Raw genomic sequence first — 13869 nt, 5'->3', positions numbered from 1 at the left:
TGCCGGTGCTAGTCGTGATTTCTCTGCACGGACGTCTCATGCGCAGTCGCCTTTTCAACTTTTTATCCTGCCTGCTTCTCTCCGCCACCGCCGTTCAATCTGCCCAGGCCGTGGACCTCACCACCCAACGTCAATATTACGATGAAGCCAAACGCGCCCTGGCCAAGGGTGACAGCGGCCCGTACATGCAATACAGCCAGGCCCTGGCCGACTACCCGCTGACGCCGTACCTGGCCTATGACGAACTGACCGCGCGTCTTAAAACCGCGAGCAACCAGGAAATCGAACAGTTCCTCGCCAAAAATGGCGACCTGCCCCAGGCCAACTGGATGAAGCTGCGCTGGTTACGCTGGCTGGCCGAACGGGGTGACTGGCAGACCTTTGAAAAGTACTACGATGCCAAGCTCAATTTCGTCGAGCTGGACTGCCTGCACGGCCAGTTCCAACTGACCCACAACCTCAAGGCCGAAGGCTACAAGACCACCGAAAAGTTGTGGATGACCGGTAAAACCCAACCGGCGGCCTGTGATGCGACCTTTGGCCAGTGGGCCTCTGACGGTCAGCTGACCGAACAAAAAATCTGGGACCGCGCCAAGCTCGCCGCCGAAGCGCGCAACTACGCGCTGGCCAACAGCCTGGTGAAAACCCTGCCAACGCTCGGCGCCCAAGGCCGCCTGATGATCGACGTGGCGCAAAAGCCCGATATGCTCAGCGACCCGTCGCGCTTCCTGCCGGCCACCGAGGCCATGTCTGACGCCGTAGGCCTGGGCCTGCGTCGCCTCGCACGCCAGGACCCGGACAAGGCCATGGCCCTGCTGGACGGCTACGCCAGCAGCATGCACTTCTCCCGTGACGAAAAAGTCTCGATCGCCCGTGAAATCGGCCTGACCCTGGCACGCCGGTACGATCCTCGCGCGTTGGACGTGATGACCAAGTACGACCCGGAGCTGCGCGACAACACCGTCTCCGAGTGGCGCCTGCGCCTGCTGTTGCGCTTGGCGCGCTGGGAAGATGCGTACCAGTTGACCCGCAAGCTGCCGCAGGATCTGGCCACCACCAACCGCTGGCGCTACTGGCAGGCACGCAGCCTGGAATTGGCCGAACCGAAAAACCCGCAGGCGTTGGTGCTGTATAAAAACGTGGCCAAGGAACGCGATTTCTACGGTTTCCTCGCCGCGGACCGTTCCAAGACCCCTTACCAGTTGAACAACAAGCCGCTGGTGATGAGCCAGGCGCTGGTCAATAAAGTGCGCAATACCCCAGGCGTGCGCCGGGCCCTGGAGTTCTACGCCCGTGGCCAGATCGTCGATGGCCGCCGCGAGTGGTACCACGTCAGCCGTCACTTCAACCGTGACGAAATGGTCGCGCAGGCGAAGCTGGCCTACGACATGAAGTGGTACTTCCCGGCGATCCGCACGATCAGCCAGGCGCAGTATTGGGACGATCTGGACATCCGCTTCCCGATGGCCCACCGCGACACTCTGGTGCGCGAAGCCAAGGTGCGCGGCCTGCATTCAAGCTGGGTGTTCGCGATTACCCGCCAGGAAAGCGCCTTCATGGACGACGCCCGCTCCGGCGTCGGCGCCAGCGGCCTGATGCAGCTGATGCCCGGTACGGCCAAGGAAACCGCGCGCAAGTTCAGCATTCCCCTCGCCTCCCCGGCCCAGGTACTGGACCCGGACAAAAACATCCAGCTCGGCGCCGCTTACCTGAGCCAGGTGCACAGCCAATTCAACGGCAATCGCGTGCTCGCCTCCGCCGCCTACAACGCCGGCCCCGGCCGCGTGCGTCAGTGGCTACGCGGTGCGGACCACTTGAGTTTCGACGTGTGGGTGGAAAGCATCCCGTTCGACGAGACCCGTCAGTATGTGCAGAACGTGCTGTCTTATTCGGTGATCTACGGGCAGAAGCTCAATTCACCGCAGCCGTTGGTGGATTGGCATGAGCGGTACTTCGACGACCAATAAGGCACTGAATCTGCCGAATATCCAATGTGGGAGGGGGCTTGCCCCCGATAGCAGAGTGTCAGTCAGCAATTTTGTTGCTGATCCACCGCTATCGGGGGCAAGCCCCCTCCCACATTTGTATTTCTGTGGAGGCTATTGGCGCTGGTGATCTGCACTGAACTGCAACGCCGCCAACCGCGCATACAGCGGATTGCTCGCAATCAACTGCTGATGCGTGCCCACGGCTACCAATTTGCCCTGGTCCATCACCGCGATCCGGTCGGCGTTCTTCACCGTGGCCAGGCGGTGCGCAATCACCAGGGTGGTGCGGCCCTGCATCAATTGCGGCAGGGCTTGCTGGATCAGGTGTTCGCTCTGGGCATCGAGGGCGCTGGTGGCTTCGTCCAGCAGCAGGATGGGTGCGTCCACCAGCAACGCGCGTGCGATGGCCAGGCGTTGCCGCTGCCCCCCGGAGAGGCCCAGGCCACCGTCGCCGAGGTGGGTCTGGTAGCCATCGGGCATTTGCAGGATGAAGTCATGGGCATGGGCGATGCGGGCTGCGGCTTCGACCTGCGCGCGGGTGGCCGTCGGGTTACCGTAGCGGATGTTGTCTTCGATGCTGCCAAAAAACAGCGCCGGGCTTTGGGATACCAGCGCGAAGTGGCGGCGCAGGTCCAGCGGGTCGAGTGCGGTCAGCGGCTGCCCTTCGAGCAGGATGCGGCCGTGCTGGGGGTCATAGAAGCGCAGCAGCAAGTCGAAGAGCGTCGATTTGCCTGCGCCGGAAGGTCCCACCAAGGCGAGGGTTTCGCCAGGGTTGACGCTCAGGTTCAGGCCGTCGATGGCGTAGCTGTCTGGCCGTGACGGGTAGGAAAAGCGCAGGTCTTGCAGCTCCATGCGCCCGCTGACCCGTTCCGGCAGCCGTACGCCACCGCTGGCCGGCGCCTGGATGTCGTTGCTCGACTGCAACAGTTCGCCAATTCGCTCCGCCGCACCCGCAGCCCGCTGCAGCTCGCCAAGCACTTCACTCAAGGTGCCGACAGCGCTGCCGACGATTAGGCTGTAGAACACGAACGCCGCCAGCTCACCGCCGGAAATGCGCCCGCTGATCACGTCCATCCCGCCGACCCACAACATCACGCCCACGGCACCGAGCACCAGCATGATCACCAGGGTAATCAGCCAGGAACGTTGCAGGATCCGTTTTCGGGCGGTGGTAAACGCGTCTTCCACGGTCAGGGCGAAACGCTGCTCGTCCTGCACCTGATGGTTATAGGCCTGCACGGTCTTGATCTGGCCCAGGGTCTCGGACACATAGCTGCCGACATCGGCAATGCGGTCCTGGCTCTGGCGCGACAGGCTGCGCACGCGCCGGCCAAAGATCAGGATCGGCGCCAGCACCAGCGGCAACGCCACCACGACAATGCTGGTGAGCTTGGGGTTGGTGATGAACAACAGCACGATACCGCCGATGACCATCAGGGCATTGCGCAGGAACAGCGACAGCGATGAGCCGATCACCGATTGCAGCAGGGTGGTGTCGGTGGTCAGGCGTGACTGGATTTCCGAGCTGCGATTGTTTTCGTAGAAGCCCGGATGCAGGTAGATCAGGTGGTTGAACACCTGCCGGCGAATGTCCGCCACCACCCGCTCGCCAATCCACGACACCAGGTAGAAGCGCGCGAACGTGCCCACCGCCAGGCCCACCACCAGCACCATAAACAGCGCGATGGACTGATTGAGCAGGTGCGGCGACTGGGTCATGAAACCCTGGTCGACCAGCAGGCGGATACCTTGCCCCATGGACAAGGTGATGCCGGCGGTAACGATCAGCGCCAGCAGGGCACCCAGCGCCTGCCAGCGGTAGGGCGCAATGAAGCGGCTGGCCATGCGAATCGCATGGCGTTGACGGACAGAGAACATGGAGGGCTTCACCAATGAGGAATCTATTCATCAACATTGGGGGAACTTGAGCAAATAGCAATGAGTCAGGTTAATTATGCCCGCCGATAGAGGCCGCTAGAGGCTATCGGTCTAAGACTGATCTGGAAATATGTGCCGGTTTCTGGTGGACTGGGTGTTCGAACCGATGGTCGTGTATGGAGTTGTAATAGCTCGGTCACGCGGGGGAATTAAAGTAGGTACACAACCTGATGAGGAGACAGGCCATGACCTTGCAAAACAGCAGCGATGCCAAAATTGAAGTGATCCGCCAGCCGCAGCTATTGCCGTGCTCGTACATCGACGCCAAGGGCCGCGAGGTGCAGATCACCGAAGAAATGATCCAGCAAGCATGCAGCGAACTGGAAGATAAATTGGTAAAGCCTGCCCAGTAAGGCGCAAGCGCCCACGCTCTTTCGAACCCGGCCCAGGTGGCCGGGTTTTTTATGCGCGTTAAACCGCTTCGGCGCCCAGGGCGGCGACGATGCTGGAAAGGGCTGCCGACTCACCATTGATGCGCACCTTCAAGCCGTCAATCTCACGACGCTCCGGGTAATGCTTGCGCAACAGGTCGAATGCCTTGCGCTGCTCCTCTACTGTTCCTACCAGGCTGCGACGCAAATCCGCATCGTCCCGGCGCGGGTCGTACACACTGCGGCACAAGGTCGCCAGCGCCCAGGCCGGATCGGTTGAGGCATTCAGGTGCACCTCGGCCAGCCATGGCGCCGGCAACAAATCGCGCAATTGAATGCTCGGTTCCTGGCCCAGGTGCGCACAGAACGCCTGGTAGATCTGCGCCGTACCGCGCTGCTTGCCGTCAAGGCTGTAGCCGGCGATATGCGGCGTGGCCAGCACGCACAGGTCAGCCAGGTCGGCATCCACCTGCGGCTCGCCTTCCCACACGTCCAGCACGGCTTGCAGGTCTTCGCGCTCCAGCAACACGTCGCGCAGCCCGGCGTTGTCCACTACCGCGCCTCGGCTGGCATTGATCAGCCAGGTGCCGGGCTTGAGCTGCGCAAGGCGCTGGCGATCGAACAGATGCCAGGTGGAGCCATTGCCGGACTTGGTCAGCGGCGTGTGCAAGCTGATCACATCGCAGTGCTCGATAATCTGCTGCAGGCTCACGTAGTCAGCGTCTTCGGCGATCTGCCGTGGCGGATCACACACCAGCACGTTCCAGCCCAGGCCCTTGAGCACCTTGACCAGCCGCCCGCCGACCTCGCCGGCGCCAACGATGCCGTAGGTGCGCCGGCTGAGGTCGGCGCCTTCGATTTCGGCCAGGGTCTGCAAGCTGCCCAGCACATAATCCACCACGCCCCGGGCATTGCAGCCGGGTGCGCTGGACCACTGGATACCGGCCTGCCTGAAGTAATCGAGGTCCAGATGATCGGTGCCGATGGTGCAGGTGCCGACAAACCCCACCTTCGTGCCCTCGAGCAAAGCCCGGTTGACGTTGGTCACCGAGCGTACCAGCAGCACATCGGCCTGCTCGACCGTGGCGCGGTCAATGGAACGGCCGGGCACGCGGCGAATCTCGCCAAACCCCTGGAAGAATGCATCGAGCAGCGGAATATTTTCGTCGGCAACAATCAGCATGGCAGGCTCCTTTGGCGGATCAGCAGTGTACAGCCTTGTGAGGATCCGATGTGGGAGGGGGCTTGCCCCCTCCCACAGGGATTGGTGTGTTTAGTCGAATGTTTACAAATCCCCAACACAGGTTTTTTCCTGACCGTTGCGTCAAAGCGTAGAATCCGCCGTCCTTGCGACTGCCTTTTTATTGGACACCTGTACGTGAACACTGCCACCGCTACCCTCACCCGCCCCGCCCGCATCAGTCGGGAAGTGCGCGACCTGCTGACGCTGGCCCTGCCGATCATCATCGGCCAACTGGCAACCACCGCGATGAGCTTTGTCGATGCGGTGATGGCCGGACGTGTCAGCCCCCAAGACCTGGCGGCGGTTGGCCTGGGTAACTCGATCTGGATCCCGGTCTACCTGTTGATGACTGGCACCCTGCTGGCCACCACGCCGAAAGTCGCGCAGCGCTACGGCGCAGGCAAGTACAGCGAAATCGGGCCATTGGTGCGCCAGTCTCTGTGGCTGGCCGTGGTGGTCGGCATCGCGGGTGCGCTGCTGTTGCTGTGCGCCGAGCCGGTGCTGCATGCGATGAAGGTCGAGCCGGCCCTGATCGAGCCGTCCATGGGCTACCTGCATGGCATCGCCGCCGGCATGCCGGCCATTGCGCTGTATTACGTGTTCCGCTGCTTCAGCGACGGCATGGGCCGTACGCGGCCGAGCATGGTCATGGGCTTGTGCGGGTTGGCACTGAACATTCCGCTGAACTACATCTTCATCTACGGCCATCTCGGCCTGCCGGCCATGGGCGGCGTAGGCTGCGGCTGGGCCACGGCGATTGCGATGTGGGTGATGATGCTCGGCCTGGCCGGGTGGACCCGCTGGGGCCCGGCGTATCAGAGCAGCGAATTGTTCAAGCGCTTCGACTGGCCGCAATGGGCGGTGATCAAGCGTGTACTGGGGATCGGCCTGCCGATTGGCGTGGCGATCTTTGCCGAGTCGAGCATCTTCGCGGTGATCGCCCTGCTGCTGGGCAGCCTGGGGGCTACCGTGGTGTCCGGCCATCAGATCGCGCTGAATGTCAGTTCCCTGGTGTTCATGATCCCCTACTCCCTGAGCATGGCCGTCACCGTGCGCGTCGGCCAGGCCCTGGGCCGTGGCGAACCGCGTGAAGCCCGCTTCGCCGCCGGCGTTGGCATGGGCACCGCGCTGGCCTATGCCTGCCTGTCCTGTAGCCTGATGCTGGTGTTTCGCGAACAGATTGCGGCGATCTACACCCCCGACCCGGTGGTCATCCACCTGGCATCGATGCTGATCGTGTTTTCGGCGTTGTTCCAGTTTTCCGACTCGATCCAGGTGACCGCTGCCGGCGCGCTGCGCGGCTATCAGGACACCCGGGTCACCATGCTGCTGACCCTGTTCGCCTACTGGGGCGTGGGCTTGCCGGTCGGTTACGCCCTGGGGCTGACCGACTGGTTGGGCGAACCCAGTGGCCCAAGCGGCTTGTGGCAAGGCCTGATCGTCGGCTTGAGCTGCGCGGCAGGCATGTTGCTGGTGCGCCTGGCGCGCAGTGCACGCCGACGCATCCACGCTGACAAGGCGCTCACGCGCGCCCTGTAGGAGCGAGCTTGCTCGCGAAAAACCTGAGAGCGCCGCGTTAAACCAGAAGCGCTGCTTGATCGTTAGCGTTTTTCGCGAGCAAGCTCGCTCCTACAAGGGTTCGGCGGTCAATCGGCTTTCTTGCGGATCCAGTAAAGGTACGTACCGGCCTGCTCCTGCTGATCCACCAGCTCATGGTCGAGGAACACGCAGAATTTGGGAATATCGCGGCGGGTCGACGGGTCGGTCGCGATCACCTTGAGCAGGCCGCCCGCAGGCAGGTCGCGGATGTGCTGGTGCAGCATCATCACCGGCTCCGGGCAATTGAGGCCGGTGGCGTCGAGGGTGCCGTCTACGGGCAGTTCAAGACTCATACTTCACTCCTAAAACCAACCCAACCTTCTGTGGGAGGCGGCTTGCCCCCGATGACGGGGGCACATTCAACATAAATTTCGACAGTTATACCGCTATCGCAGGCAAGCCAGCTCCCACATTGGGTATCAGCGTCTCTTGGGTTTCTTTACGTCCACAAGTCGACGCAAGTGGCACGTCACTTCTTCGCGGTCGTGGTACAGCTGCTTGCAGCCAATCTCCACCCGAATGCCGCGTGCCTTGAAGCCGTCTTCGATGCGCTCCAGCAGACGCTTCACTTCGGCATACCGCTGCTTCATCGGCAGCTTGAGGTTGACCACCGCCTCGCGGCAATACCCCTCGCCGATCCAGGTTTCCAGCAATGCCGCGTTGCGCGCCGGCTTCTCGACAATATCGCAGACCATCCAGTCCACCGGCTGCTTGGGCACGAAGGTAAAGCCATCGGCCATCAAATGCTGCACCAGGCCGGTGTCCATCAGGCTTTCGGCCATGGGGCCGTTGTCAATGGCGGTCACCAGCATGCCCCGGTTGACCAGCTGCCACGTCCAGCCGCCGGGGGCCGCACCGAGGTCGACACCGGTCATGTCGCCATGCAGGCGTTCGTCCCACTGCTCGCGAGGAATGAAGTGGTGCCAGGCCTCTTCCAGCTTCAAGGTCGAGCGGCTTGGGGCTTCACGCGGGAACTTCAAACGCGGGATACCCATCGGCCACATCGCTGAATTGTTCGACTCGGCCAGGCCCATGAACACCTCGCGACCGCTCTTGAACGTCAGCAGCAGGCGCGGCTTGCTCGGGTCGTCCACCAGCCTGCCGGCGTTCAGCAAGGCTTTGCGCAGGTGCACCTCGAATTTCTTGCAGAAATTCGACAGTTCCTTGCCGTCGTTGGTATCGACCATCTCCAGCCACAGGCTGCCGCACACTGGGAATTCACGCAGGTGGGCGAGGATCACGCTGATGCGATCGGTTTCCGGCAGGTCGATGAATACCCCGCGCGCCCATTGCCTGGGGAAGATCAGCTCGGCGAAGCGCTGGCCGTGCATCAGGCGTTGCGCGCCGTCTTCTTCAGTGCAGACAAATTCGGCGCAAGCGCTGCCGGTCTTGGCCTTGGCGTAGCCGGAAACGTTCAGGCGCGCGGCGTGCTCCGCGATCTCGGAACAGACTTCGCCTTCAAAACCCGGGCGGCAGTGCATAAAAAGGGTGTTCAATTGAATCTCCTGGCAACGGGATTGCTCTATCGCAATACCTGTCATGAAAACGCGCGCATGATAGCCGAGTTCGGAACCTTGGACTTAAGCATAGAGTCCAGTTATTAGCCTGCTAATGAAAATCGCGCTAAGTTGAACGCTCTGTTCGTCCCGTCAGGTCCGTGGCCGTGCGGATCAAAAGGAGTCATGTAATGTCATCCCTTGATAGCCTGAGAACCCTTAAGACCCTGCAAATAGACAGCAAGACCTACCACTACTTCAGCCTGCCCGAAGCCGCCAAGAGCCTGGGTGACCTGGACAAGCTGCCGATGTCGCTCAAAGTGCTGCTGGAAAACCTGCTGCGCTGGGAGGACGCCAAGACCGTCACCGGCAACGACCTCAAGGCCATCGCCGCCTGGCTCAAGGAACGCCGGTCCGACCGTGAGATCCAGTACCGCCCCGCCCGCGTCCTGATGCAGGACTTCACTGGCGTGCCCGCCGTGGTCGACTTGGCCGCCATGCGCGCCGCCGTGGCCAAGGCCGGGGGCGACCCGCAGCGCATCAACCCGCTGTCGCCGGTCGACCTGGTGATCGACCACTCGGTGATGGTCGACAAATTCGGCAACGCCGACGCCTTTGAGCAAAACGTCGACATCGAAATGCAGCGCAACGGTGAACGTTACGCCTTCCTGCGCTGGGGCCAGAGCGCCTTTGACAACTTCAGCGTGGTGCCGCCGGGCACCGGCATCTGCCACCAGGTCAACCTGGAATACCTCGGCCGCACCGTGTGGACCAAAGATGAAGACGGCCGCACCTACGCCTTCCCCGATACCCTGGTGGGCACCGACTCCCACACCACCATGATCAACGGCCTTGGCGTGCTCGGCTGGGGCGTGGGCGGGATCGAAGCGGAAGCGGCGATGCTCGGTCAGCCGGTGTCGATGCTGATCCCGGAAGTGATCGGCTTCAAGCTCACCGGCAAATTGAAAGAAGGCATCACCGCCACCGACCTGGTGCTGACCGTGACCCAGATGCTGCGCAAAAAAGGCGTGGTCGGTAAGTTCGTCGAGTTCTATGGCGATGGCCTGGCCGATTTGCCCCTCGCCGACCGCGCCACCATTGCCAACATGGCGCCTGAATACGGTGCTACCTGCGGCTTTTTCCCGGTCGACGAGGTAACGCTGGACTACCTGCGCCTGTCCGGTCGCCCGACGGAAACTGTCAAGCTGGTCGAGGCCTACACCAAGGCCCAGGGCCTGTGGCGCAACGCCGGCCAGGAGCCGATCTTCACCGACACCCTGGCCCTGGACATGGGCAGCGTCGAAGCCAGCCTCGCCGGGCCGAAACGCCCGCAGGACCGTGTCGCCTTGCCCAATGTCGGCCAGGCGTTCAGTGATTTCCTCGACCTGCAATTCAAACCCACCAGCAAGGAAGAAGGCCGCCTGGAAAGCGAAGGCGGTGGCGGCGTCGCCGTGGGCAATGCCGACCTGGTGGGCGAAGCCGATTATGAATACGAAGGCACCACCTATCGCCTGAAAAACGGTGCCGTGGTGATCGCGGCCATCACCTCCTGCACCAACACCTCCAACCCCAGCGTGATGATGGCGGCCGGGCTGGTGGCGAAGAAGGCCGTGGAAAAAGGCCTGACGCGCAAGCCATGGGTCAAGACCTCCCTGGCGCCGGGTTCGAAAGTGGTTACCGACTATTACAAGGCGGCCGGCCTCACCCACTACCTGGACACGCTCGGTTTCGACCTGGTGGGCTACGGCTGCACAACCTGCATCGGCAATTCCGGGCCGCTGCCCGAGCCGATCGAAAAAGCCATCCAGCAAGCCGACCTTACCGTCGCCTCGGTGTTGTCCGGCAACCGCAACTTCGAAGGCCGCGTGCACCCACTGGTGAAAACCAACTGGCTGGCCTCGCCGCCCTTGGTGGTGGCTTACGCGTTGGCGGGTACGGTGCGTATCGACATCAGCAGCGAGCCCCTGGGTAACGACCAGCAGGGCAACCCGGTTTACCTCAAGGACATCTGGCCCAGCAGCCAGGAGATCGCCGACGCGGTGGCTCAGGTCAGCACGGGCATGTTCCACAAGGAATACGCCGAGGTATTTGCCGGCGACGCACAATGGCAAGCGATTGAGGTGCCGCAGGCGGCGACTTATGTGTGGCAGAAGGATTCCACCTATATCCAGCATCCGCCGTTCTTCGACGATATCGCCGGGCCGCTGCCGGTGATCGAAGACATCAAGGGCGCCAACGTGCTGGCCCTGCTCGGCGACTCGGTGACCACCGACCACATCTCCCCTGCCGGCAACATCAAGACCGACAGCCCGGCCGGCCACTACCTGCGCGAGCAAGGCGTGGAACCACGGGACTTCAACTCCTACGGCTCACGCCGGGGCAACCATGAAGTGATGATGCGCGGCACCTTTGCCAATATCCGGATCCGCAATGAAATGCTCGGCGGCGAAGAAGGTGGCAATACGCTGTATATCCCGACCGGCGAGAGAATGGCGATCTACGATGCTGCGATGAAATACCAGGCATCGGGCACGCCATTGGTGGTGATCGCCGGCCAAGAATATGGCACCGGCTCGAGCCGCGACTGGGCGGCAAAGGGCACCAACCTGCTGGGCGTCAAGGCGGTGATCGCGGAAAGCTTCGAGCGAATCCACCGCTCCAACCTGGTGGGCATGGGCGTGCTGCCGTTGCAGTTCAAGCTGGACCAGAACCGCAAGTCGCTCAAGCTCACCGGCAAGGAGAAGATCGATATCCTCGGGCTGACGAATGCCGAGATCGAACCCCGGATGAACCTGACGTTGGTGATTACCCGGGAAGATGGCAGCAGCGAAAAGATCGAGGTGCTGTGCCGGATCGATACGCTTAACGAAGTGGAATACTTCAAGTCGGGCGGTATCCTGCACTACGTATTGCGCCAGTTGATCGCCAGCTAAAGGCCGGTGGAGATCAAATGTGGGAGGGGGCTTGCCCCCGATAGCGGTGGGTCAGCTGTAAATGTGCTGACTGACACTCTGCTATCGGGGGCAAGCCCCCTCCCACATTTTGATTGCATTTCAAGCTGGTAGAACCGAACTCAGCCGAACAACCACTTCCACAGCAATACCAGCACAATCACCGCCAGCACCGGCCGCGCAACGCGGTAGGCCTTGGGATGCTTGCGCTTCCACTGCTTGACCTGGCCGCTGAACTTGTCACTGAAGGTCTTGCTCCAGGCATACGCCTGGTTGATCCCACCCACGCGTTCGTCGTCGAGGTTCTGCGGCGCGGTAGCACGCCCCAGCTGCTTGCTGACCCAACGGTTGACGCGGGTCATCAGGCGGTTGCTCAGCGGGCGTTCGATGTCGCAGAACAGGATCACACGGGTTTGATCGGTTTCGTTCTTGACCCAGTGCACATAAGTTTCGTCGAACATCACGTCTTCACCGTCGCGCCAGGCGTAGACCTGGCCGTCGACGAAGATGCGGCAGTCGTCGGAGTTCGGCGTGGACAGCCCCAGGTGATAGCGCAGGGAGCCGGCGAACGGGTCGCGGTGCGGGTTCAGGTGGCTGCCGCCCGGCAACAACGCAAACATCGCGCCCTTGACGTTGGGGATACTGCTGACCAGCGCCACGGTTTTCGGGCACAAGGCCTCGGCCGATGGCAGGGGTTTGTCGTACCACTTGAGGTAGAAGCGCTTCCAGCCTTTCTTGAAGAACGAGCCGAAACCGGCATCGTTGTTCTTTTCGGCGGCGCGGATGTAGCCCTCGTCGAACAGGTGCATGGCCTCTTCGCGGATCACTTCCCAGTTGTCCTTGAGCACGTCCAGTTCCGGGAACTTGCTGCGGTCCAGGTAGGGCTTGGACGGTACCGCGGAAAAAAGGTACATCAAGGCGTTATACGGGGCGAACAGCGCCGAATGGTTGACGAACTGGCGCAACATCGGCAAACGGGCCTTGCCGCGCAGGTGCACGTACAGCGTGCTGCCGATAAACAGCAGCAACACCGACAGTTTGGCGGCCAAAGAAAAGGTCATGCAGCAACTCCTGGAAATAAGCGCCTGGCCAACAGCAGACGTAACAGCCGGCCATGATAAACATTTGGGCCATTATGCAGAAGGCCTTGGCCAACCGGCTGACCTGAATCAACACGCCGTCGCCCTGTGGTGTAGGAGCTCAAGCCTGGTTTTCCTGCTCGGTAAACAAATCGCTGAACAACATGCTCGACAGGTAGCGCTCACCGGAGTCCGGCAGGATCACCACGATGGTCTTGCCCTGCATTTCCGGCTTCTCGGCCAGGCGCACCGCCGCCGCCATGGCCGCGCCGCAGGAGATGCCGCACAAAATGCCTTCTTCCTGCATCAAGCGCAGGGCCATGGCCTTGGATTCTTCGTCGGTGACCAACTCCACGCGGTCGACCATCGACAGGTCGAGGTTTTTCGGCACGAAACCGGCGCCAATGCCCTGGATCTTGTGCGGGCTGGGCTTGATCTCTTCGCCGGCCAGCGCCTGGGTGATCACCGGCGACACGAGCGGCTCCACTGCCACTGACAGAATCGGCTTGCCCGCCGTGTGCTTGATATAGCGCGACACACCGGTGAGGGTGCCGCCCGTGCCCACGCCCGCCACCAGCACGTCCACGGCGCCGTCGGTGTCGTTCCAGATTTCCGGGCCGGTGGTTTTCTCGTGGATGGCTGGGTTTGCCGGGTTTTCGAACTGGCCCGGCATAAAGTAGGTGCCAGGGTCGGCGGCGACAATTTCTGCGGCTTTTTCAATCGCGCCTTTCATGCCCTTGGCCGGTTCGGTCAGCACCAGCTCGGCGCCGAGGGCTTTGAGCACTTTACGACGCTCGATGCTCATGGACGCGGGCATGGTCAGCAGCAGTTTGTAGCCGCGTGCCGCCGCCACGAACGCCAGGCCGATCCCGGTATTGCCGGAGGTGGGCTCGACAATGGTCATGCCCGGCTTGAGTTTGCCGCTGCTTTCCGCGTCCCAGATCATGTTGGCGCCAATGCGGCACTTCACCGAGTAGCCTGGGTTGCGCCCTTCGATCTTGGCCAGGATGGTGACCCCGCGCGGTGCGATGCGGTTGATCTGCACCAGGGGCGTATTACCGATGGAGTGCGCGTTGTCTGCAAAGATGCGGCTCATGACGGATCCTATTTGGCAATGTCCAGAAAGGTCCCAAGGGTATGCCTCGTGCCCCTAGGCGTCCAGTCGGAGGAACGTTGCGCCCCTTGCAACAGTCCATCACCTACG

General features: G+C 62.0%; 10 protein-coding genes. 4 read left to right on the top strand and 6 right to left on the bottom strand.

What is annotated here, in order from left to right; all coding sequences use genetic code 11:
- Positions 1 to 38 precede the first annotated feature (38 nt).
- Entirely contained in the window at positions 39 to 1967 is a 1929-nt protein-coding gene (locus C4J89_RS07445) for a transglycosylase SLT domain-containing protein (RefSeq protein WP_124361789.1), read from the top strand.
- A gap of 132 nt (positions 1968 to 2099) precedes the next feature.
- On the opposite strand, the gene C4J89_RS07440 is transcribed toward C4J89_RS07445, so the two are convergent.
- Complete coding sequence (locus tag C4J89_RS07440) at positions 2100 to 3866, bottom strand: ABC transporter transmembrane domain-containing protein (protein ID WP_124414118.1); 1767 nt, start codon at positions 3864 to 3866, stop codon at positions 2100 to 2102.
- A 245-nt stretch (positions 3867 to 4111) separates the two neighbouring features.
- On the opposite strand from C4J89_RS07440, the gene C4J89_RS26885 reads away from it, so the two are divergent.
- Positions 4112 to 4279, top strand: coding sequence for a PA1571 family protein (locus C4J89_RS26885; protein ID WP_164484516.1), 168 nt, complete (start codon positions 4112 to 4114; stop codon positions 4277 to 4279).
- 58 nt (positions 4280 to 4337) lie between these two features.
- Here C4J89_RS26885 and pdxB read toward each other — a convergent pair whose 3' ends face one another.
- Entirely contained in the window at positions 4338 to 5480 is a 1143-nt protein-coding gene (pdxB, locus tag C4J89_RS07435; RefSeq protein WP_124414117.1) for a 4-phosphoerythronate dehydrogenase PdxB, read from the bottom strand.
- Between the two features lie 195 nt (positions 5481 to 5675).
- Between pdxB and C4J89_RS07430 the strand changes: the two genes are divergently transcribed.
- Complete coding sequence (locus C4J89_RS07430; protein WP_124406596.1) at positions 5676 to 7079, top strand: MATE family efflux transporter; 1404 nt, start codon at positions 5676 to 5678, stop codon at positions 7077 to 7079.
- A 107-nt stretch (positions 7080 to 7186) separates the two neighbouring features.
- Here the strand turns inward: C4J89_RS07430 and tusA are convergent, their stop codons facing one another.
- The gene (tusA, locus tag C4J89_RS07425; protein WP_122772979.1) at positions 7187 to 7432 is read right to left on the bottom strand and encodes a sulfurtransferase TusA; all 246 of its coding nucleotides are present in this window, start codon (positions 7430 to 7432) and stop codon (positions 7187 to 7189) included.
- 126 nt (positions 7433 to 7558) lie between these two features.
- Positions 7559 to 8635 carry a 23S rRNA (cytidine(2498)-2'-O)-methyltransferase RlmM gene (rlmM, locus tag C4J89_RS07420; protein WP_124361784.1) on the bottom strand — a complete coding sequence of 359 codons (1077 nt, stop codon included), beginning with the start codon at positions 8633 to 8635 and terminating at the stop codon, positions 7559 to 7561.
- Positions 8636 to 8826: 191 nt separating this feature from the next.
- On the opposite strand from rlmM, the gene acnA reads away from it, so the two are divergent.
- Positions 8827 to 11568, top strand: a complete 2742-nt coding sequence (acnA, locus tag C4J89_RS07415; protein WP_124414116.1) for an aconitate hydratase AcnA — start codon at positions 8827 to 8829, stop codon at positions 11566 to 11568.
- Positions 11569 to 11708: 140 nt separating this feature from the next.
- On the opposite strand, the gene C4J89_RS07410 is transcribed toward acnA, so the two are convergent.
- The gene (locus C4J89_RS07410) at positions 11709 to 12647 is read right to left on the bottom strand and encodes an aspartyl/asparaginyl beta-hydroxylase domain-containing protein (protein ID WP_124414115.1); all 939 of its coding nucleotides are present in this window, start codon (positions 12645 to 12647) and stop codon (positions 11709 to 11711) included.
- A gap of 139 nt (positions 12648 to 12786) precedes the next feature.
- Positions 12787 to 13761 (bottom strand): cysteine synthase A, encoded by a 975-nt coding sequence (gene cysK / locus C4J89_RS07405; RefSeq protein ID WP_124361781.1) that lies wholly within the window; start codon positions 13759 to 13761, stop codon positions 12787 to 12789.
- Between the last annotated feature and the right edge of the window lie 108 nt (positions 13762 to 13869).

This window comes from Pseudomonas sp. R4-35-07, from assembly GCF_003852235.1.
Taxonomy (GTDB): domain Bacteria; phylum Pseudomonadota; class Gammaproteobacteria; order Pseudomonadales; family Pseudomonadaceae; genus Aquipseudomonas.
The sequence above is the reverse complement of the archived record's forward strand: the minus strand, read 5'-3'. Positions and strand labels throughout refer to the sequence as shown.

Bases quoted from the DNA above. Each gene is read 5' to 3' on its own strand.
- C4J89_RS07445 (WP_124361789.1), top strand. From the start codon at position 39: ATGCGCAGTCGCCTTTTCAACTTTTTATCCTGCCTGCTTCTCTCCGCC.
- C4J89_RS07440 (WP_124414118.1), bottom strand. From the start codon at position 3,866: ATGTTCTCTGTCCGTCAACGCCATGCGATTCGCATGGCCAGCCGCTTC.
- C4J89_RS26885 (WP_164484516.1), top strand. From the start codon at position 4,112: ATGACCTTGCAAAACAGCAGCGATGCCAAAATTGAAGTGATCCGCCAG.
- pdxB (WP_124414117.1), bottom strand. From the start codon at position 5,480: ATGCTGATTGTTGCCGACGAAAATATTCCGCTGCTCGATGCATTCTTC.
- tusA (WP_122772979.1), bottom strand. From the start codon at position 7,432: ATGAGTCTTGAACTGCCCGTAGACGGCACCCTCGACGCCACCGGCCTC.
- acnA (WP_124414116.1), top strand. From the start codon at position 8,827: ATGTCATCCCTTGATAGCCTGAGAACCCTTAAGACCCTGCAAATAGAC.
- C4J89_RS07410 (WP_124414115.1), bottom strand. From the start codon at position 12,647: ATGACCTTTTCTTTGGCCGCCAAACTGTCGGTGTTGCTGCTGTTTATC.
- cysK (WP_124361781.1), bottom strand. From the start codon at position 13,761: ATGAGCCGCATCTTTGCAGACAACGCGCACTCCATCGGTAATACGCCC.